This window comes from Streptosporangium sp. NPDC050284 (genome assembly GCF_044459525.1).
GTDB lineage: Bacteria > Actinomycetota > Actinomycetes > Streptosporangiales > Streptosporangiaceae > Streptosporangium.
Map to the genome: position 1 here is coordinate 358486 of NZ_JBITIZ010000003.1, position 13981 is coordinate 372466.

General features: G+C 65.8%; 25 protein-coding genes. All 25 read right to left on the reverse strand.

The window, feature by feature from the left end; translation table 11 throughout:
* Positions 1 to 241: 241 nt before the first annotated feature.
* The 25 genes from ACIBH4_RS09170 to rplC all read right to left on the reverse strand — a co-directional run bounded on the left by ACIBH4_RS09170 (position 242) and on the right by rplC (position 13979).
* A complete protein-coding gene (locus ACIBH4_RS09170) occupies positions 242 to 721 on the reverse strand; it encodes a hypothetical protein (protein WP_362762922.1) in 480 nt (159 codons plus the stop codon).
* A gap of 111 nt (positions 722 to 832) precedes the next feature.
* Positions 833 to 1279 (reverse strand): DUF1707 domain-containing protein, encoded by a 447-nt coding sequence (locus tag ACIBH4_RS09175; protein ID WP_362503020.1) that lies wholly within the window; start codon positions 1277 to 1279, stop codon positions 833 to 835.
* Positions 1280 to 1311: 32 nt separating this feature from the next.
* Entirely contained in the window at positions 1312 to 2130 is an 819-nt protein-coding gene (gene map, locus ACIBH4_RS09180) for a type I methionyl aminopeptidase (protein WP_362503023.1), read from the reverse strand.
* Between the two features lie 142 nt (positions 2131 to 2272).
* On the reverse strand, positions 2273 to 2923 hold the full coding sequence (locus ACIBH4_RS09185; protein WP_362503026.1) for an adenylate kinase: 651 nt from the start codon (positions 2921 to 2923) through the stop codon (positions 2273 to 2275).
* Entirely contained in the window at positions 2923 to 4242 is a 1320-nt protein-coding gene (gene secY, locus ACIBH4_RS09190) for a preprotein translocase subunit SecY (RefSeq protein WP_350943279.1), read from the reverse strand. The genes ACIBH4_RS09185 and secY overlap by 1 nt, the downstream gene beginning before the upstream one ends.
* 179 nt (positions 4243 to 4421) lie before the next feature.
* Positions 4422 to 4877 carry a 50S ribosomal protein L15 gene (gene rplO, locus ACIBH4_RS09195; RefSeq protein ID WP_362503029.1) on the reverse strand — a complete coding sequence of 152 codons (456 nt, stop codon included), beginning with the start codon at positions 4875 to 4877 and terminating at the stop codon, positions 4422 to 4424.
* A gap of 2 nt (positions 4878 to 4879) precedes the next feature.
* Complete coding sequence (gene rpmD, locus ACIBH4_RS09200; protein ID WP_012887849.1) at positions 4880 to 5062, reverse strand: 50S ribosomal protein L30; 183 nt, start codon at positions 5060 to 5062, stop codon at positions 4880 to 4882.
* Positions 5063 to 5065: 3 nt separating this feature from the next.
* Complete coding sequence (gene rpsE / locus ACIBH4_RS09205) at positions 5066 to 5698, reverse strand: 30S ribosomal protein S5 (RefSeq protein WP_329089955.1); 633 nt, start codon at positions 5696 to 5698, stop codon at positions 5066 to 5068.
* Between the two features lie 73 nt (positions 5699 to 5771).
* Positions 5772 to 6155, reverse strand: coding sequence for a 50S ribosomal protein L18 (gene rplR / locus ACIBH4_RS09210; RefSeq protein WP_344913778.1), 384 nt, complete (start codon positions 6153 to 6155; stop codon positions 5772 to 5774).
* A gap of 2 nt (positions 6156 to 6157) precedes the next feature.
* Positions 6158 to 6700, reverse strand: coding sequence for a 50S ribosomal protein L6 (gene rplF, locus ACIBH4_RS09215; RefSeq protein ID WP_362503034.1), 543 nt, complete (start codon positions 6698 to 6700; stop codon positions 6158 to 6160).
* A gap of 17 nt (positions 6701 to 6717) precedes the next feature.
* A complete protein-coding gene (gene rpsH / locus ACIBH4_RS09220; protein ID WP_329089949.1) occupies positions 6718 to 7116 on the reverse strand; it encodes a 30S ribosomal protein S8 in 399 nt (132 codons plus the stop codon).
* A gap of 146 nt (positions 7117 to 7262) precedes the next feature.
* Complete coding sequence (locus ACIBH4_RS09225) at positions 7263 to 7448, reverse strand: type Z 30S ribosomal protein S14 (protein WP_012887844.1); 186 nt, start codon at positions 7446 to 7448, stop codon at positions 7263 to 7265.
* Positions 7449 to 7450: 2 nt separating this feature from the next.
* The gene (gene rplE / locus ACIBH4_RS09230) at positions 7451 to 8029 is read right to left on the reverse strand and encodes a 50S ribosomal protein L5 (protein WP_350943275.1); all 579 of its coding nucleotides are present in this window, start codon (positions 8027 to 8029) and stop codon (positions 7451 to 7453) included.
* Entirely contained in the window at positions 8029 to 8349 is a 321-nt protein-coding gene (gene rplX, locus ACIBH4_RS09235; RefSeq protein ID WP_362503039.1) for a 50S ribosomal protein L24, read from the reverse strand. Before rplX ends, rplE begins: the two co-directional genes overlap by 1 nt.
* Positions 8349 to 8717 carry a 50S ribosomal protein L14 gene (gene rplN, locus ACIBH4_RS09240; protein ID WP_012887841.1) on the reverse strand — a complete coding sequence of 123 codons (369 nt, stop codon included), beginning with the start codon at positions 8715 to 8717 and terminating at the stop codon, positions 8349 to 8351. The genes rplX and rplN overlap by 1 nt, the downstream gene beginning before the upstream one ends.
* Before the next feature lie 184 nt (positions 8718 to 8901).
* Positions 8902 to 9183 (reverse strand): 30S ribosomal protein S17, encoded by a 282-nt coding sequence (rpsQ, locus tag ACIBH4_RS09245; protein ID WP_326635528.1) that lies wholly within the window; start codon positions 9181 to 9183, stop codon positions 8902 to 8904.
* Positions 9176 to 9415 (reverse strand): 50S ribosomal protein L29, encoded by a 240-nt coding sequence (gene rpmC, locus ACIBH4_RS09250; RefSeq protein ID WP_362503044.1) that lies wholly within the window; start codon positions 9413 to 9415, stop codon positions 9176 to 9178. Before rpmC ends, rpsQ begins: the two co-directional genes overlap by 8 nt.
* Positions 9415 to 9834 carry a 50S ribosomal protein L16 gene (gene rplP / locus ACIBH4_RS09255; RefSeq protein ID WP_350943270.1) on the reverse strand — a complete coding sequence of 140 codons (420 nt, stop codon included), beginning with the start codon at positions 9832 to 9834 and terminating at the stop codon, positions 9415 to 9417. The genes rpmC and rplP overlap by 1 nt, the downstream gene beginning before the upstream one ends.
* Before the next feature lie 2 nt (positions 9835 to 9836).
* The gene (rpsC, locus tag ACIBH4_RS09260; protein WP_350943269.1) at positions 9837 to 10712 is read right to left on the reverse strand and encodes a 30S ribosomal protein S3; all 876 of its coding nucleotides are present in this window, start codon (positions 10710 to 10712) and stop codon (positions 9837 to 9839) included.
* Positions 10712 to 11065 carry a 50S ribosomal protein L22 gene (gene rplV / locus ACIBH4_RS09265; protein WP_030912916.1) on the reverse strand — a complete coding sequence of 118 codons (354 nt, stop codon included), beginning with the start codon at positions 11063 to 11065 and terminating at the stop codon, positions 10712 to 10714. The genes rpsC and rplV overlap by 1 nt, the downstream gene beginning before the upstream one ends.
* Before the next feature lie 96 nt (positions 11066 to 11161).
* A complete protein-coding gene (rpsS, locus tag ACIBH4_RS09270; RefSeq protein ID WP_012887835.1) occupies positions 11162 to 11440 on the reverse strand; it encodes a 30S ribosomal protein S19 in 279 nt (92 codons plus the stop codon).
* Positions 11441 to 11451: 11 nt separating this feature from the next.
* Positions 11452 to 12288 (reverse strand): 50S ribosomal protein L2, encoded by an 837-nt coding sequence (gene rplB, locus ACIBH4_RS09275; protein ID WP_350943268.1) that lies wholly within the window; start codon positions 12286 to 12288, stop codon positions 11452 to 11454.
* Between the two features lie 91 nt (positions 12289 to 12379).
* A complete protein-coding gene (gene rplW / locus ACIBH4_RS09280; protein ID WP_030912923.1) occupies positions 12380 to 12682 on the reverse strand; it encodes a 50S ribosomal protein L23 in 303 nt (100 codons plus the stop codon).
* A complete protein-coding gene (gene rplD / locus ACIBH4_RS09285; RefSeq protein ID WP_362503051.1) occupies positions 12682 to 13329 on the reverse strand; it encodes a 50S ribosomal protein L4 in 648 nt (215 codons plus the stop codon). The genes rplW and rplD overlap by 1 nt, the downstream gene beginning before the upstream one ends.
* Entirely contained in the window at positions 13326 to 13979 is a 654-nt protein-coding gene (rplC, locus tag ACIBH4_RS09290; protein ID WP_329089937.1) for a 50S ribosomal protein L3, read from the reverse strand. The genes rplD and rplC overlap by 4 nt, the downstream gene beginning before the upstream one ends.
* Positions 13980 to 13981: the final 2 nt, after the last annotated feature.

Here is a 13981-nt window from a genome sequence, read left to right on the forward strand (position 1 = left end):
CCCGGTGGCCGGACCGTGCGGGCGACACGGGAAGGCCCCCGGCGACGCCGCGCCGGGGGCCCGTTCGGCCAACCTTGTCGATCAACGTTCCTCGACCGGTCTTCCTTGATCGAGGCTTCTCGGTCGACGCTCCTCGGTCACGTCCCGCTGAAAGGCCCCCCGCCCTCACCGGGCGCCCCCGAGGACCGCCTCCGCGGAAGGCCCCCGAGGACCGCTTCCGCGAAAGGCGCCGCAAGACGCCTCAGAAGGCGTCACCCCAGCGGCCGCAGTCGTCGAACTTGTTGCCGCCCTCGCAGACCCTGATCTTGAAATCGTCGAAGCCGCTGCTCTTCTTGAACCCGCCGAACTTGGTGAAACCGGAGCGGCCGAAGGTGCTGAACACCTTGGTGTGCGAGCCGAACCTGTCGTGCCACTTGAACCACACGTAGCTGCGCTCACGGTCACGGTCACGGTCGAACAGGTCGCCGTAGAACCAGTAGCGGCCGCCGCTGCTGGTCCAGTAGCCCTTGAAGTAGGAGCGCCTGCCGAAGCTCTCGCCACCGCCGAAACCCGAGTAGTACGGACCGAAGAAGTGCTTGCTCGACGCCTGGGTCTCCTGGGCCGCGACGGCGGACCCCGCGGAGGCCTGCGTGGCGGCCGTCGCAGACGGGGCGGCGACCACACCCGCGGCCAGCGAACCTGCCAGCGCCGCTCCGGCCAGGGCTGTACGGATCTTGCTCATTGGATCTTCCTCCTGCGAACCGGGGTCCTGTCGTTCGGACACCGCTCACGTTAGGAAGATTCAACGCCACCTTCTGTGGAGGAATGCACACTCAACGCCCAGAGTGCACTATTACCGCTTCCTGTCCTGCCCCAGGCCACCGGCGATCGTCGCCACCAGCAACACCACACCCCACGGGCCCATCACCCACAGGGGCCACGGGTAGGGGAAGTCTCCGGTCGTCCCGATGATGAGCCAGATCACCCAGTTGATACCGCTCGCCGTCGCCCAGACGGCCCAGGCCTCCGCCATGCCCTTGCCCTGCTTGTCCTTCCCCTCGGTCGCCTTGGTGCGCTCAGGGGCGCGTGAGGGGACCTCGGGGAGCCGACGCAGATCGACGTCGGGAAGGTCGGAGGTGAGGACGGCGAGTTCGCCGTACGTCTTGCTCGTGTAGAGCTGCTCAAGACGCTCGTCGAACTCCTCCGTGGTCAGGCGGCCCTGCGCGTAGTGCTCCCTCAGGACCGATGCGACCTTGTCACGATCTCCGTCGGAGGCTCGCATCTCCGGACCAGCCGCCATCTCCACCCCATCCGCTCGCCGACGGGCCAAAACTAGCCCGCATTTCCCAACAGGTCGGCAAGCCGCTCTTTCCCCCCGTCAAGGGCGGTCAATACCCAAGGACCATTATGTGTCACGGCGACGCTGTGTTCGAAGTGCGCGGAGACCTTCCCGTCGATCGTGACCACGGTCCAGTCGTCGGCCAGCACCTTGGTCCGGTCCGTCCCGAGGTTCACCATCGGCTCGACGGCGAAGCACATGCCGGGCTCGAACTTCGGGCCCCGGCCCGGCTTGCCGTGGTTGGCCACCCACGGGTCCATGTGCATCTCGGTGCCGATGCCGTGACCGCCGTACTCCTGCGGGATGCCGTAGCGCCCCTGGGAGCGGATGTACTTCTCCACCTCGTGCCCGATGTCGGACAGGTGACGGCCCACGGTGAGCGCGGCGATCCCCCGCCACATGGCCTCCTCGGTGACCCTCATCAGCTCGGTCAGCTTGGGATCGACCTCGCCGACCGGGACCGTGATGGCCGAGTCGCCGTGCCAGCCGTCCAGGATGGCTCCGCAGTCGATCGAGATGATGTCGCCCTCCTGCAGCGGACGGCGGTCACTCGGGATGCCGTGGACGACCTCGTGGTTGACCGAGGCGCAGATCGTCGCGGGAAATCCCTGGTAGCCCTTGAAGGAGGGGATCGCCCCCTCGTCCCTGATCGCCTTCTCCGCGATCGCGTCGAGGTCCAGGGGTGTCATACCCGGTCGGACGCTCTCCCTGAGCAACTGCAGGGTACGGCCGACCACGAGGCCTGCCGCCCGCATCTTGTCCACCTGCTCGGGCGTCTTCATCTGGATTCCGTGCTTGTTCTTCTTGAACACCTGCGCACCCCCTGGGGCGGTTCAACGGGCGGTCCGGGACCCCAATTCCCCCGATTCTGCCCTAAATGACAGCACACCACCCATGGGAAACCCATGGGTGGTGTGCACCGTGTCGTCGTCTGGCCGGCCAGCGAAGGGGTCGCTAGCCGATGAAGGGCCTCAGGGCCTCCATCGCACGCTGGGTGATCTCTTCCACCGGCCCCGTGGCGTCGACCCCGACCAGGATGCCCTCGTCGGCGTAGAAGGAGACCAGGGGCGCCGTCTGCTCCTGGTAGACCTCCAGGCGGTGCCTGACGGTCTCCTCCTTGTCGTCGTCCCGCTGGTACAGCCGGCCTTCACAGGCGTCGCAGATGTCGTCCTTCTTGTCATCGAAGTCGACGTGCCAGATGCGGCCGCACTGGCTGCAGGTCCGGCGGCCCGCGAGCCTGCGGACGACCTCCTCGTCGTCGACCACGAGCTCCAGGACGATGTCCAGACCGGCCTGGAACTCGGCGAGGATCTTCTTCAGGATCTCGGCCTGGGGCACGTTCCTGGGGAAGCCGTCGAGCAGGAAACCGTCCTGCGCGTCGTTCTCGGCGAGGCGGTCGCGGACCATCGCGATGGTGACCTCGTCGGGCACGAGGTCACCGCGGTCCATGTATTCCTTGGCAAGCTTGCCGAGCTCCGTGCCGCCCGAGACGTTGGCGCGGAAAATGTCACCTGTCGAAATCTTCGGGATCGACAGGTTCGATGCGACGAACTGGGCCTGTGTCCCCTTACCCGCTCCGGGGGGCCCGACCAGGACGAGGCGCACTACTTCAGGAAGCCTTCATAATTACGCTGCTGCAACTGGCTCTCGATCTGCTTCACGGTGTCGAGGCCGACACCAACCATGATCAGAATGCTCGTTCCTCCGAACGGGAAGTTCTGACTCGCACCGACGAGCGCCAGCGCGACGATCGGCACCATGGAGATCAGGCCCAGATACAGCGCGCCTGGAGCGGTGAGTCGCGTGAGCACGTAGTTCAAGTACTCAGCCGTCGGGCGACCCGGGCGGATGCCCGGGATGAACCCACCGTACTTCTTCATGTTGTCGGCGACTTCAACGGGGTTGAAGGTAATCGACACGTAGAAGTACGTGAAGAAGACGATAAGCAGGAAGAAGGTGATCATGTACGTCGGGGTGGTCCCGCCACCGCCGAACTCCTGCGAGATCCACTGGATGATCGGGTGCGGCTCTTCCTGGGTGTTCGAGAAGAGCGTGGTGATCAGCTGCGGAAGGTAGAGCAGCGAGGAGGCGAAGATGACCGGGATGATGCCGGCCTGGTTGACCTTGAGCGGGATGTAGGTCGACGTCCCGCCGTACATTCTGCGGCCGACCATGCGCTTGGCGTACTGCACCGGGATCCGGCGCTGTGCCTGCTCCACCATCACGACCAAGGCGATCATCGCGATACCGACCACGATGACCACGCCGAAGACGAAGCCACCCTTCTGGCGGGCGATGTTCAGCAGCTCGGACGGGAAGACCGCGATGACCTGCGTGAAGATCAGGATGGACATGCCGTTGCCGATACCGCGATCGGTGATGAGCTCGCCCAGCCACATGACGACGGCGGTGCCGGCGGTCATGGTCAGCACCATCGTGACGATGGCGAAGACGTTGTCCTTGTCGAGGAGGATCTCCTCACGGCACTGCGGGAACAGCTGGCCGCTGCGGGCGAGTGCCACGAAGGCGGTCGACTGCAGGACCGCCAGGCCGACCGTGAGGTAGCGGGTGTACTGCGTGATCTTGGTCTGCCCGGACTGTCCCTCCTTCTTGAGGGCTTCCAGTCGCGGAATGACCACGACGAGCAGCTGAAGAATGATGCTCGCGGTGATGTACGGCATGATGCCGAGGGCGAAGACTGAAAGTTTCAGAAGGGCGCCGCCGCTGAACAGCTGCACCATTCCGTAGATGTTGCCCGCGTCCCCCGCTTGCGCCTGGGTGAGACAACGGCTGATGTTCTCGGTATGCACACCCGGAGTCGGCAGGACCGACCCAAGTCGGAACAGCGCAATGATGCCCAAAGTGAAGAGCAGCTTCTTACGCAGGTCCGGCGTACGGAACGCTCGGGTAAATGCGGTCAGCACGGTCCCTCCTGCGCGCCTGAAAGGCGAGGTCGGTCAGCGATGGTGCGGGGGTGTTCCATCTTTGCCATATCCAGTCAATGAGCCCAAGGAAATGAGTCGAGGCCCACTGTCCAGCGAACTCTAACGCACTACGGGCGCGGGAGCCCATTACGAGCCCCCGCGCCGCGTGATGATAACGCCTACAGCTCGGAGACGGAGCCCCCGGCCGCGGCGATCTTGTCCTTGGCGCTGGCCGAGAAGGCATGCGCCTCCACGTTCAACGCCACGGAGATGTCACCGGTTCCCAGAACCTTGACGAGTTGGTTCTTGCGAACCGCGCCCTTCGCGACGAGCGTGTCGACGGTGACGTCGCCACCCTCGGGGAACAGCTCGCCGAGCTTGTCAAGGTTGACGACCTGGTAGGTCGTCTTGAACAGGGCGTTGGAGAAACCCTTGAACTTGGGCAGGCGCCGCTGCAGCGGAACCTGGCCACCCTCGAAACCGAGGGGGACCTTGTTCCTGGCCCTCGTGCCCTTGGTGCCACGACCCGCGGTCTTGCCCTTGGACGCCTCGCCGCGGCCCTTGCGGACCTTCGACTTGTTGGCGCCGGGAGCCGGACGCAGGTGGTGGATGCGGAGCGGAGTGTTCTCTGCCATGTCTAGTCGACCTCTTCCACGGTGACGAGGTGCGTCACCACGGTGACCATGCCGCGGATCTCCGGGCGGTCCTCCTTGACGACGACATCGCCGATTCGCTTCAGACCGAGCGAGCGCAGCGAGTCACGCTGGTTCTGCTTGCCACCGATCTTGGAACGGACCTGGGTAATCTTCAGGCGTGCCATGGACTAGCTCACCGCCTTCGCGGCCGCGGCCTCCGCGAGGCCCTCGGCGCGAGCCTTGAGCATCCTCTTGGGGGCGACGTCCTCGATCGGGAGGCCACGGCGGGCCGCGATCTCCTCGGGGCGGCTGAGGCCCTTCAGGGCCGCCACGGTGGCATGCACGATGTTGATCGGGTTGTCCGAGCCGAGCGACTTGGACAGCACGTCGTGAATGCCGGCGCACTCCAGCACGGCGCGCACCGGGCCACCGGCGATGACGCCGGTACCGGGCGAGGCCGGACGCAGGAAGACGACGCCCGCGGCCTCCTCACCCTGCACGATGTGCGGGATGGTGCCCTGGATACGGGGCACCTTGAAGAAGTGCTTCTTGGCCTCTTCGACACCCTTGGCGATCGCCGCGGGCACCTCCTTGGCCTTGCCGTAGCCGACACCGACCATGCCGTTACCGTCACCGACGATGACGAGGGCGGTGAAGCTGAAGCGACGACCACCCTTCACGACCTTGGCCACTCGGTTGATCTTCACAACGCGCTCGATGTACGAGACGCCCTTGTCAGCGTTTCCACCGCGGCGATCGTCACGACGACCGTCACGCCGCTCGCCACCGGCGGCGCCACCGCGACGCGGAGCTCCGGCCATTAGTGGTTCCTCTTCTCATTCGTAAGACGGGCCATCGGGTGCGATCCTGGATTGCGATCCTGGGACGGAGTCATCAGAACTCCAGTCCGCCTTCGCGAGCGCTGTCTGCCAGCGCCGCGATGCGGCCCGCGTAGCGGTTGCCACCCCGGTCGAACACAACCGCGGTGATCCCGGCTGCCTTGGCCCGCTGAGCGAGAAGCTCGCCGACCTGCTTGGCCTTGTCGGTCTTGGCGCCTTCCGCCGAGCGCAGGGAGGCGTCCATGGTGGACGCGCTCACCAGCGTGTGGCCCTGGGTGTCGTCGACGATCTGCACGAAGAGGTGCTTCGTGGACCGGTTGACGACCAGGCGCGGACGCGTGGCCGTACCGGCCACCTTCTTGCGGACTCGGCCGTGGCGGCGGGCCCGCGAGACGGCGCGGGCGGCCGTGTGCTTGCCGAACGCAGTCTTGCCAGCCATGCCTACTTACCAGCCTTTCCGACCTTGCGGCGGATAACTTCACCCTGGTAGCGCACGCCCTTGCCCTTGTACGGGTCAGGCTTGCGCAACTTGCGGATGTTCGCGGCGATCTCGCCGACCTTCTGCTTGTCGATGCCGTCCACGTGGAACAGCGTCGGCTTCTCGACGCGGAAGGTGACACCCTCGGGGGCGTCGACGATCACCGGGTGGCTGAAGCCGAGAGCGAACTCAAGCTGAGTCGGGCTCTTGGCCTGCACGCGGTAACCGACGCCCACGATCTCCAGGGTCTTCGAGTAACCCTGGGTGACACCGGTCACCATGTTGGCGACCAGGGTGCGAGACAGGCCGTGCAGCGCACGAACCCTGTTCTCGTCGTTGGGACGGGTGACGGACAGGTTGCCGTCGTCACCCTTGGCGATCGCGATGGGTTCCGCGACCGTGTGTGAAAGCGTGCCCTTGGGGCCCTTGACCGTGACGTCCCGGCCGTCGATGGCGACGTCCACTCCGTTCGGTACGGGGATGGGCAGCCGTCCGATTCTTGACATGCTGTTCGTTCTCCCCTCTACCAAACGAAGGCGAGGACTTCCCCGCCCACTCCACGCTTGCCGGCCTGCTTGTCCGTCATGAGGCCGCCGGACGTCGAGATGATCGCGACGCCCAGTCCACCCAGGACTCGGGGCAGGTTGTCCTTCTTTGCATAGACCCGCAGGCCGGGCTTGGAGACCCGGCGCAGACCCGCGAGGGAGCGCTCACGGGTCGGCCCGAACTTCAGCTCCACCACGAGGTTCTTTCCGACCTTGGCGTCTTCGACGCTCCAGGACTGGATGTAACCCTCCTGCTGGAGGATCTCGGCGATGTGCGCCTTGATCTTCGAGTACGGCATCGCCACGCTGTCGTGGTACGCCGAGTTCGCGTTTCGCAGACGCGTCAGCATGTCTGCGATCGGGTCGGTCATCGTCATGGCCGGTGGCCTTCCTCACCGCGGTTTCCACAGGGGACCTTCGGTGCGGTCATGGGCGCCTGTAGGCGGCGCCCGGTGAATACGACTTCTCTGTGCGGCAGGTGCCTCGCGCGGGCCCGTGATCGCTCACGGGGCCGCGCGGAGGGCTACCAGCTCGACTTGGTGATGCCGGGCAGCTCGCCCCGGTGCGCCATCTCGCGGAAGCAGATGCGGCACAGGCCGAACTTCCTGTAGACGGCGCGGGGACGACCACAGCGCGAGCACCGAGTGTACGCCCGGACCTCGAACTTGGCCTTGCGAGCAGCCTTGACCTTGAGCGACGTCTTCGCCATGATCAGGCCTCCTTGAAGGGGAAGCCGAGCTGCTTCAGCAGTGCCCGGCCCTGGTCGTCGGTCTTAGCGGTGGTCACGACGGTGATGTCCATACCACGCTGGCGGTCGACCTTGTCCTGGTCGATCTCGTGGAACATGACCTGCTCGGTGAGACCGAAGGTGTAGTTGCCGTTGCCGTCGAACTGCTTGGGCGACAGACCGCGGAAGTCACGGATACGGGGCAGCGCCAGCGAGAGCAGCCGGTCGAGAAACTCCCACATGCGGTCACCGCGCAGCGTGACGTGCGCGCCGATCGGCATGCCCTCGCGCAGCTTGAACTGGGCGATGGACTTGCGGGCGCGGACGACCGCCGGCTTCTGGCCGGTGATCACGGTGAGGTCGCGGACGGCGCCTTCGATGAGCTTCGAGTCGCGCGCGGCCTCGCCGACACCCATGTTCACCTTGATCTTGGTGATGGTGGGCACCAGCATGATGTTCTCGAACTCGAACTGCTCGTTCAGCTTCGCGATGATCTCTTCGCGGTAGCGCTGCTTGAGGCGCGGAAGGGCCCGCTGTTCGGTCTCAGTGGTGTTCGCGGTCATCAGTTGTCCTCACCCGTCTCCTCGGAAGCGGCCTTGGCCGACTCCTTCTTGGCGGGCTTGTCGTCCTTGGCAGGCTTCTCATCCTTGAGCTTCTTGACGTTGCTCACGTGGATGGGAGCCTCCATGGTCTGCACGCCACCGGCCTTGGCACCGCGCGGACCCTGGTTGGTCTCCTTGCTGTGCTTCTTGACCATGTTGACGCCCTCGACCACCACACGCTCGTCACGCGGGTGGGCGGCGATCACACGGCCCTTGGCACCCTTGTCCTTGCCGGCGATGACCAGGACGAGGTCACCCTTCTTCACATGAAGCTTCGGCATTACAACACCTCCGGCGCGAGCGAGATGATCCGCATGAACTTCTTGTCACGCAGCTCACGTCCGACGGGACCGAAGATGCGGGTGCCTCGGGGGTCGCCACTGTCCTTGATGATGACGGCGGCGTTCTCGTCGAAGCGGATGTAGGAGCCGTCGGGCCGGCGGCGCTCCTTGACAGTGCGGACGATGACGGCCTTGACCACATCGCCCTTCTTCACGGTGCCGCCCGGGATGGCGTCCTTGACCGTGGCGACGATGATGTCACCGATTCCCGCGTAACGTCGGCCCGAGCCACCGAGAACACGGATGCAAAGGACTTCCTTCGCACCGGTGTTGTCGGCGACCTTGAGCCGCGACTCCTGCTGGATCACTTGAACTCCTGTTTGTCTCGCCGGTTCTCACCCGTGGTTTCGGATGAGCCTTGCGGAACCTGCTGGTCTTTTTCCCACGGCGACAGCCCTCACGGACCGCCACCGCAGGCGGGGCGAAGATCGCTTCGCCCCCTTGGACGCCATCATGGGGGGTGACGGTGTCACCCCCCACGAGGCGCGTTACCTACTTGGCCTTCTCGAGGATCTCGATGACCCGCCAGCGCTTGCTGGCGGACAGCGGCCGGGTCTCCATCAGGAGGACGCGGTCACCGACACCGCAGGTGTTGGCCTCGTCGTGCGCCTTGTACTTGGTCGTCCTGCGGATGACCTTGCCGTACAGGGGGTGCTTGACGCGGTCCTCGACAGCGACCACGACAGTCTTGTCCATCTTGTCGCTGACGACCAGACCCTCACGGGTCTTGCGGTAGTTCCGCGTCTCGGTCGTGGTTTCCGTGGCCTCAGCCATCGATCGACTCCTTCTCTACCGTGGTGACGATTCCGAGCTCCCGCTCGCGCATCACGGTGTAGATACGGGCGATCTCGCGGCGGACGGCACGCAACCGCCCGTGGCTCTCCAACTGGCCGGTCGCTGCCTGGAAGCGGAGGTTGAACAGCTCCTCCTTGGCTTCCTTCAGCTTCGTGACCAGGGTGTCCTGGTCTTCCACCCGCAGCTCACCGGCGGTCAGGCCCTTAGCCATCACGCCTCACCCACTTCACGCTTGACGAACCGGCACTTCATCGGCAGCTTGTGCATCGCACGACGCAGGGCTTCGCGAGCCACCGGCTCGGCGACACCCGAAAGCTCGAACATGATGCGACCGGGCTTGACGTTGGCGACCCACCACTCCGGCGAACCCTTACCGGAACCCATGCGGGTCTCGGCGGGCTTCTTGGTGAGGGGGCGGTCCGGATAGATGTTGATCCAGACCTTTCCGCCACGCTTGATGTGACGGGTCATCGCGATACGAGCCGACTCGATCTGACGGTTGGTCACGTAGGAGTGCTCAATCGCCTGAATGCCGAACTCGCCGAACACGACCCTGGTGCCACCCTTGGCGGCGCCGTGACGGTCGGGCCGGTGCTGCTTGCGGTGCTTGACCCTGCGCGGGATCAGCATGGTCAGCTCCCTTCAGCACCCGGCTGCGCAGCCGGGCCGGTCTCGGGGGCAGCCTGCGAGGCCGCCTCGGTCCTGGGGGCGGCGGAGCCACCCGAAGCGCGGTCGCCACGGCCGGCACCGGCGCCACGACGGGCGCCACCGGCGCCACGACGGGGACGGTCGCCGCCACCGGCACCGGGGCCACGACGGTCGTCGCGGTCACGGCGCTGGCCCGCGCGAGCACCGGCGGCGGCCGCCTCGCGCTCGGCGCGGCTGGTCGGAGCCTCACCCTTGTAGATCCACACCTTCACGCCGATACGACCGAAGGTGGTGCGAGCCTCGTACAGGCCGTAGTCGATGTCCGCGCGGAGGGTGTGCAGGGGCACGCGGCCCTCGCGGTAGAACTCCGAACGGGACATCTCGGCGCCGCCGAGACGGCCGGAGCACTGCACCCGGATGCCCTTGGCGCCGCTCTTCATCGCCGACTGCATCGCCTTGCGCATGGCACGACGGAACGAGACACGGCTGGACAGCTGCTCGGCCACACCCTGGGCGACGAGCTGAGCGTCGATCTCAGGGTTCTTGACCTCGAGGATGTTCAGCTGGACCTGCTTCTTGGTCAGCTTCTCGAGGTCACCGCGAATCCGGTCCGCCTCGGCGCCGCGGCGGCCGATGACGATGCCCGGACGGGCGGTGTGAATGTCGACCTGTACCCGGTCGGTGGTCCGCTCGATCTCCACCTTGGAGATGCCGGCCCGCTCCATGCCCTTCTTGAGCATGCGGCGGATCGCCACATCCTCGGCAACGTACGACTTGTAGAGCTTGTCGGCATACCACCGGCTCTTGAAGTCGGTCGTGATGCCGAGGCGGAACCCGTGCGGGTTAACCTTCTGACCCACTAGCGGGTCCTCCCCTTCGGCTCGCGGGACTCCACGATCACGGTGATGTGGCTGGTCCGCTTGTTGATCCGATAGGCACGACCCTGAGCACGGGGACGAAACCGCTTCAGCGTCGGGCCCTCGTCGACCCAGGCACGGCTCACGAAGAGCGTGTCACGGTCGAGCTTGAAATTGTGCTCCGCGTTGGCAATGGCGCTCGAAAGCACCTTGTACACGGTCTCGCTCGCCGACTGGGGAGCGAACTGCAGCACGGCCTGCGCCTCCGAAGCGGGCAGCCCGCGAATGAGGTCCACCACACGGCGGGCCTTCATGGGCGTGTGGCGCGCGAACCGCGCCTGAGCCCTGGCTTCCATCGCTTACTCCTCTTACCCTTCGTTTTGGTCGAGTCCGTCTCACCCGTGACGATCGCTTCCGATCGTTCTCGGACCGACGTCCTCTTCCTGAGGCGCTTATCGCCGGCTGCGGCGGTCTTCCTTGACGTGGCTGCGGAAGGTTCGCGTCGGAGCGAACTCACCCAGCTTGTGGCCGATCATCGACTCGGTGACGAACACCGGGACGTGCTTGCGGCCGTCGTGAACGGCGATCGTGTGACCGAGCATGTCGGGCACGATCATGGAGCGCCGCGACCACGTCTTGATGACGTTTTTGGTGCCCTTCTCGTTCTGGACATCCACCTTCTTCTGAAGGTGATCGTCCACGAAGGGACCCTTCTTAAGGCTACGTGGCATTTTGGCTGCTCCTACCGCTTCTTCCGCTTGGTACGACGGCGGATGATCAGCCGGTCGCTGGCCTTGTTCGCCGCACGGGTACGTCCCTCGGGCTTGCCCTTGGGGTTGACGGGGTGACGACCGCCGGAGGTCTTACCCTCACCACCACCGTGCGGGTGGTCGACCGGGTTCATCGCGACACCGCGGACGGTGGGGCGCTTGCCCTTCCACCGCATGCGTCCGGCCTTACCCCAGTTGATGTTGGCCTGCTCGGCGTTGCCGACCTGGCCGATCGAGGCCCGGCAGCGAACATCGACCTGGCGCATCTCACCGGAGGGCATACGCAGCGTGGCGTACTGGCCCTCCTTGGCGAGGAGCTGGATCTGCGCGCCGGCGGACCGGCCCAGCTTGGCGCCACCGCCCGGACGGAGCTCCACCGCGTGGATGAAGGTACCGGTCGGGATGTTGCGCAGCGGGAGGCAGTTGCCCGGCTTGATGTCGGCCGTGGGGCCGTTCTCGATGTGGTCGCCCTGCTTGAGGCCGGTCGGGCAGAGGATGTAGCGCTTCTCCCCGTCGGCGTAGTGCAGCAGCGCGATGCGGGACGTGCGGTTCGGGTCGTACTCGATGTGAGCGACCTTGGCCGGGATCCCGTCCTTGTCGTGACGCCGGAAATCGATGATCCGGTAGGCGCGCTTGTGGCCACCACCCTGGTGACGGGTGGTGACTCGGCCGTGGACGTTACGGCCACCCTTGCTGTGCAGGGGTGCAAGCAGCGACTTCTCGGGCGTGCTGCGCGTGATCTCGGCAAAGTCCGAGACGCTGGCGCCGCGGCGACCCGGGGTCGTCGGCTTGAGTTTACGGATGCCCATCTTTTTCGTTCATCCTTCGTCGGTTAATCCGGTCGAATGCCCCTCACCAGACGGCGAGGGGCTTTCTCCCTGTACTTACTGAGCGAGCGCGTCAGCCGATCTGGCCGAAGATGTCAATCCGGTCGCCCTCGACCAGGCTGACGATGGCTCGCTTGGTGGCCGGGCGCTGGCCGTAGCCGAACCTGGTCCGCTTGCGCTTGCCCTGGCGGTTGATGGTGTTGACGCTGGCGACCTTGACACCGAAGATCTTCTCAACGGCGATCTTGACCTGCGTCTTGTTGGCCGTCTTCCGCACCAGGAACGTGTACTTGTTGTGCTCGTCGATCAGGCCGTAGCTCTTCTCGGAGACAACCGGCTTGATGATGATGTCGCGCGGGTCGGCGATCTTCTCCATCAGGCGTCTTCCTTCCCGCTCTTGCTCAGACGCGCCACGGTCTGGTCGTACGCGTCCTGAGTGAAGACGACGTCGTCGTAGCAGAGCACGTCGTAGGTGTTGAGCTGCCCGGCGTCCAGAAGGTGGACCTCGGGAGCGTTGCGCAGGCTCAGCCAGCTGAGCTCGTCACCCTCGTCGACGACGACCAGGACGCTGCGGGCCTTGGTGAGCCTGCGAAGCGACTCAAGAGCCGCCTTGGTCTTCGGGGTCTCCCCCTCGACCAGACCGCTGACCACGTGAACGCGGCCGCCGGTCGCCCGGTCGGACAGGGCCCCGCGCAGGGCGGCGGCCTTCATCTTCTTGGGAGTCTTCTGCGAGTAGTCCCGCGGAACCGGGCCGTGGACGGTGCCACCACCGGTGAACTGCGGGGCGCGGGTCGAACCCTGGCGGGCGCGGCCGGTGCCCTTCTGGCGGTACGGCTTCTTGCCGCCGCCTCGGACCTCACCGCGGGTCTTCGCCTTGTGGGTGCCCTGCCGGCGAGCGGCGAGCTGGGCCACGACGACCTGGTGGATCAGCGGGATGTTGACCTTCGTACCGAAGATGTCCTCCGGCAGGTCGACGGTGCCGGCCTTCTCACCGCGTACGTCGAGGACGTCAATGGTGCTCACTTGGCAGCCCCCTTCTTGGCGGCGGTGCGGACCAGGACCAGGCTGCCGTTGGCGCCGGGGATCGCACCCTTGATCAGGATGAGGCCCTTCTCGGCGTCCACGGCGTGAACCTTGAGGCTCTGGACGGTCGTGCGGACGTTGCCCATCCGGCCCGCCATGCGCACGCCCTTGAAGACGCGGCCGGGGGTGGCGCAGCCACCGATGGAACCGGGCGAGCGGTGCTTGCGCTGCGTACCGTGCGAGGCGCCCAGACCCTTGAAGCCGTGGCGCTTCATGACACCCGCGAAACCCTTGCCCTTGCTCTTGCCCGTCACGTCGACGAACTGGCCGGCCTCGAAGGTGTCGGCGAGGAGCTCCTGGCCCAGGGTGTAGTCGCTCGCGTCGTCGGTGCGGATCTCCGCGAAGTAACGGCGCGGGGTGATGTCGTGCTTGCGCAGGTAGTCGCCGAGCGGCTTGTTGACCTTCCGCGGGTCGACCTGGCCGAAGCCCAGCTGAACGGCGGTGTAGCCGTCCTTCTCGGCGGTGCGGACGCGGGTCACGACGCACGGGCCAGCCTCGACGACGGTCACCGGGACCATCCGGTTGTCCGCGTCGAAGACCTGGGTCATGCCGAGCTTCTTGCCCAGGACGCCCTTGATCTTGTTAGCCATGT

Excerpts from the sequence above, each read along its gene's own strand:
- ACIBH4_RS09170 (WP_362762922.1), bottom strand. The coding sequence starts at position 721 with ATGAGCAAGATCCGTACAGCCCTGGCCGGAGCGGCGCTGGCAGGTTCG.
- ACIBH4_RS09175 (WP_362503020.1), bottom strand. The coding sequence starts at position 1,279 with ATGGCGGCTGGTCCGGAGATGCGAGCCTCCGACGGAGATCGTGACAAG.
- rplO (WP_362503029.1), bottom strand. The coding sequence starts at position 4,877 with ATGGCAGAGAACACTCCGCTCCGCATCCACCACCTGCGTCCGGCTCCC.
- rpmD (WP_012887849.1), bottom strand. The coding sequence starts at position 5,062 with ATGGCACGCCTGAAGATTACCCAGGTCCGTTCCAAGATCGGTGGCAAG.
- rpsE (WP_329089955.1), bottom strand. The coding sequence starts at position 5,698 with ATGGCCGGAGCTCCGCGTCGCGGTGGCGCCGCCGGTGGCGAGCGGCGT.
- rplR (WP_344913778.1), bottom strand. The coding sequence starts at position 6,155 with ATGGCTGGCAAGACTGCGTTCGGCAAGCACACGGCCGCCCGCGCCGTC.
- rplF (WP_362503034.1), bottom strand. The coding sequence starts at position 6,700 with ATGTCAAGAATCGGACGGCTGCCCATCCCCGTACCGAACGGAGTGGAC.
- rpsH (WP_329089949.1), bottom strand. The coding sequence starts at position 7,116 with ATGACGATGACCGACCCGATCGCAGACATGCTGACGCGTCTGCGAAAC.
- ACIBH4_RS09225 (WP_012887844.1), bottom strand. The coding sequence starts at position 7,448 with ATGGCGAAGACGTCGCTCAAGGTCAAGGCTGCTCGCAAGGCCAAGTTC.
- rplE (WP_350943275.1), bottom strand. The coding sequence starts at position 8,029 with ATGACCGCGAACACCACTGAGACCGAACAGCGGGCCCTTCCGCGCCTC.
- rplX (WP_362503039.1), bottom strand. The coding sequence starts at position 8,349 with ATGCCGAAGCTTCATGTGAAGAAGGGTGACCTCGTCCTGGTCATCGCC.
- rpsQ (WP_326635528.1), bottom strand. The coding sequence starts at position 9,183 with ATGGCTGAGGCCACGGAAACCACGACCGAGACGCGGAACTACCGCAAG.
- rpmC (WP_362503044.1), bottom strand. The coding sequence starts at position 9,415 with ATGGCTAAGGGCCTGACCGCCGGTGAGCTGCGGGTGGAAGACCAGGAC.
- rplP (WP_350943270.1), bottom strand. The coding sequence starts at position 9,834 with ATGCTGATCCCGCGCAGGGTCAAGCACCGCAAGCAGCACCGGCCCGAC.
- rplV (WP_030912916.1), bottom strand. The coding sequence starts at position 11,065 with ATGGAAGCCAGGGCTCAGGCGCGGTTCGCGCGCCACACGCCCATGAAG.
- rpsS (WP_012887835.1), bottom strand. The coding sequence starts at position 11,440 with ATGCCACGTAGCCTTAAGAAGGGTCCCTTCGTGGACGATCACCTTCAG.
- rplB (WP_350943268.1), bottom strand. The coding sequence starts at position 12,288 with ATGGGCATCCGTAAACTCAAGCCGACGACCCCGGGTCGCCGCGGCGCC.
- rplW (WP_030912923.1), bottom strand. The coding sequence starts at position 12,682 with ATGGAGAAGATCGCCGACCCGCGCGACATCATCATCAAGCCGGTTGTC.
- rplC (WP_329089937.1), bottom strand. The coding sequence starts at position 13,979 with ATGGCTAACAAGATCAAGGGCGTCCTGGGCAAGAAGCTCGGCATGACC.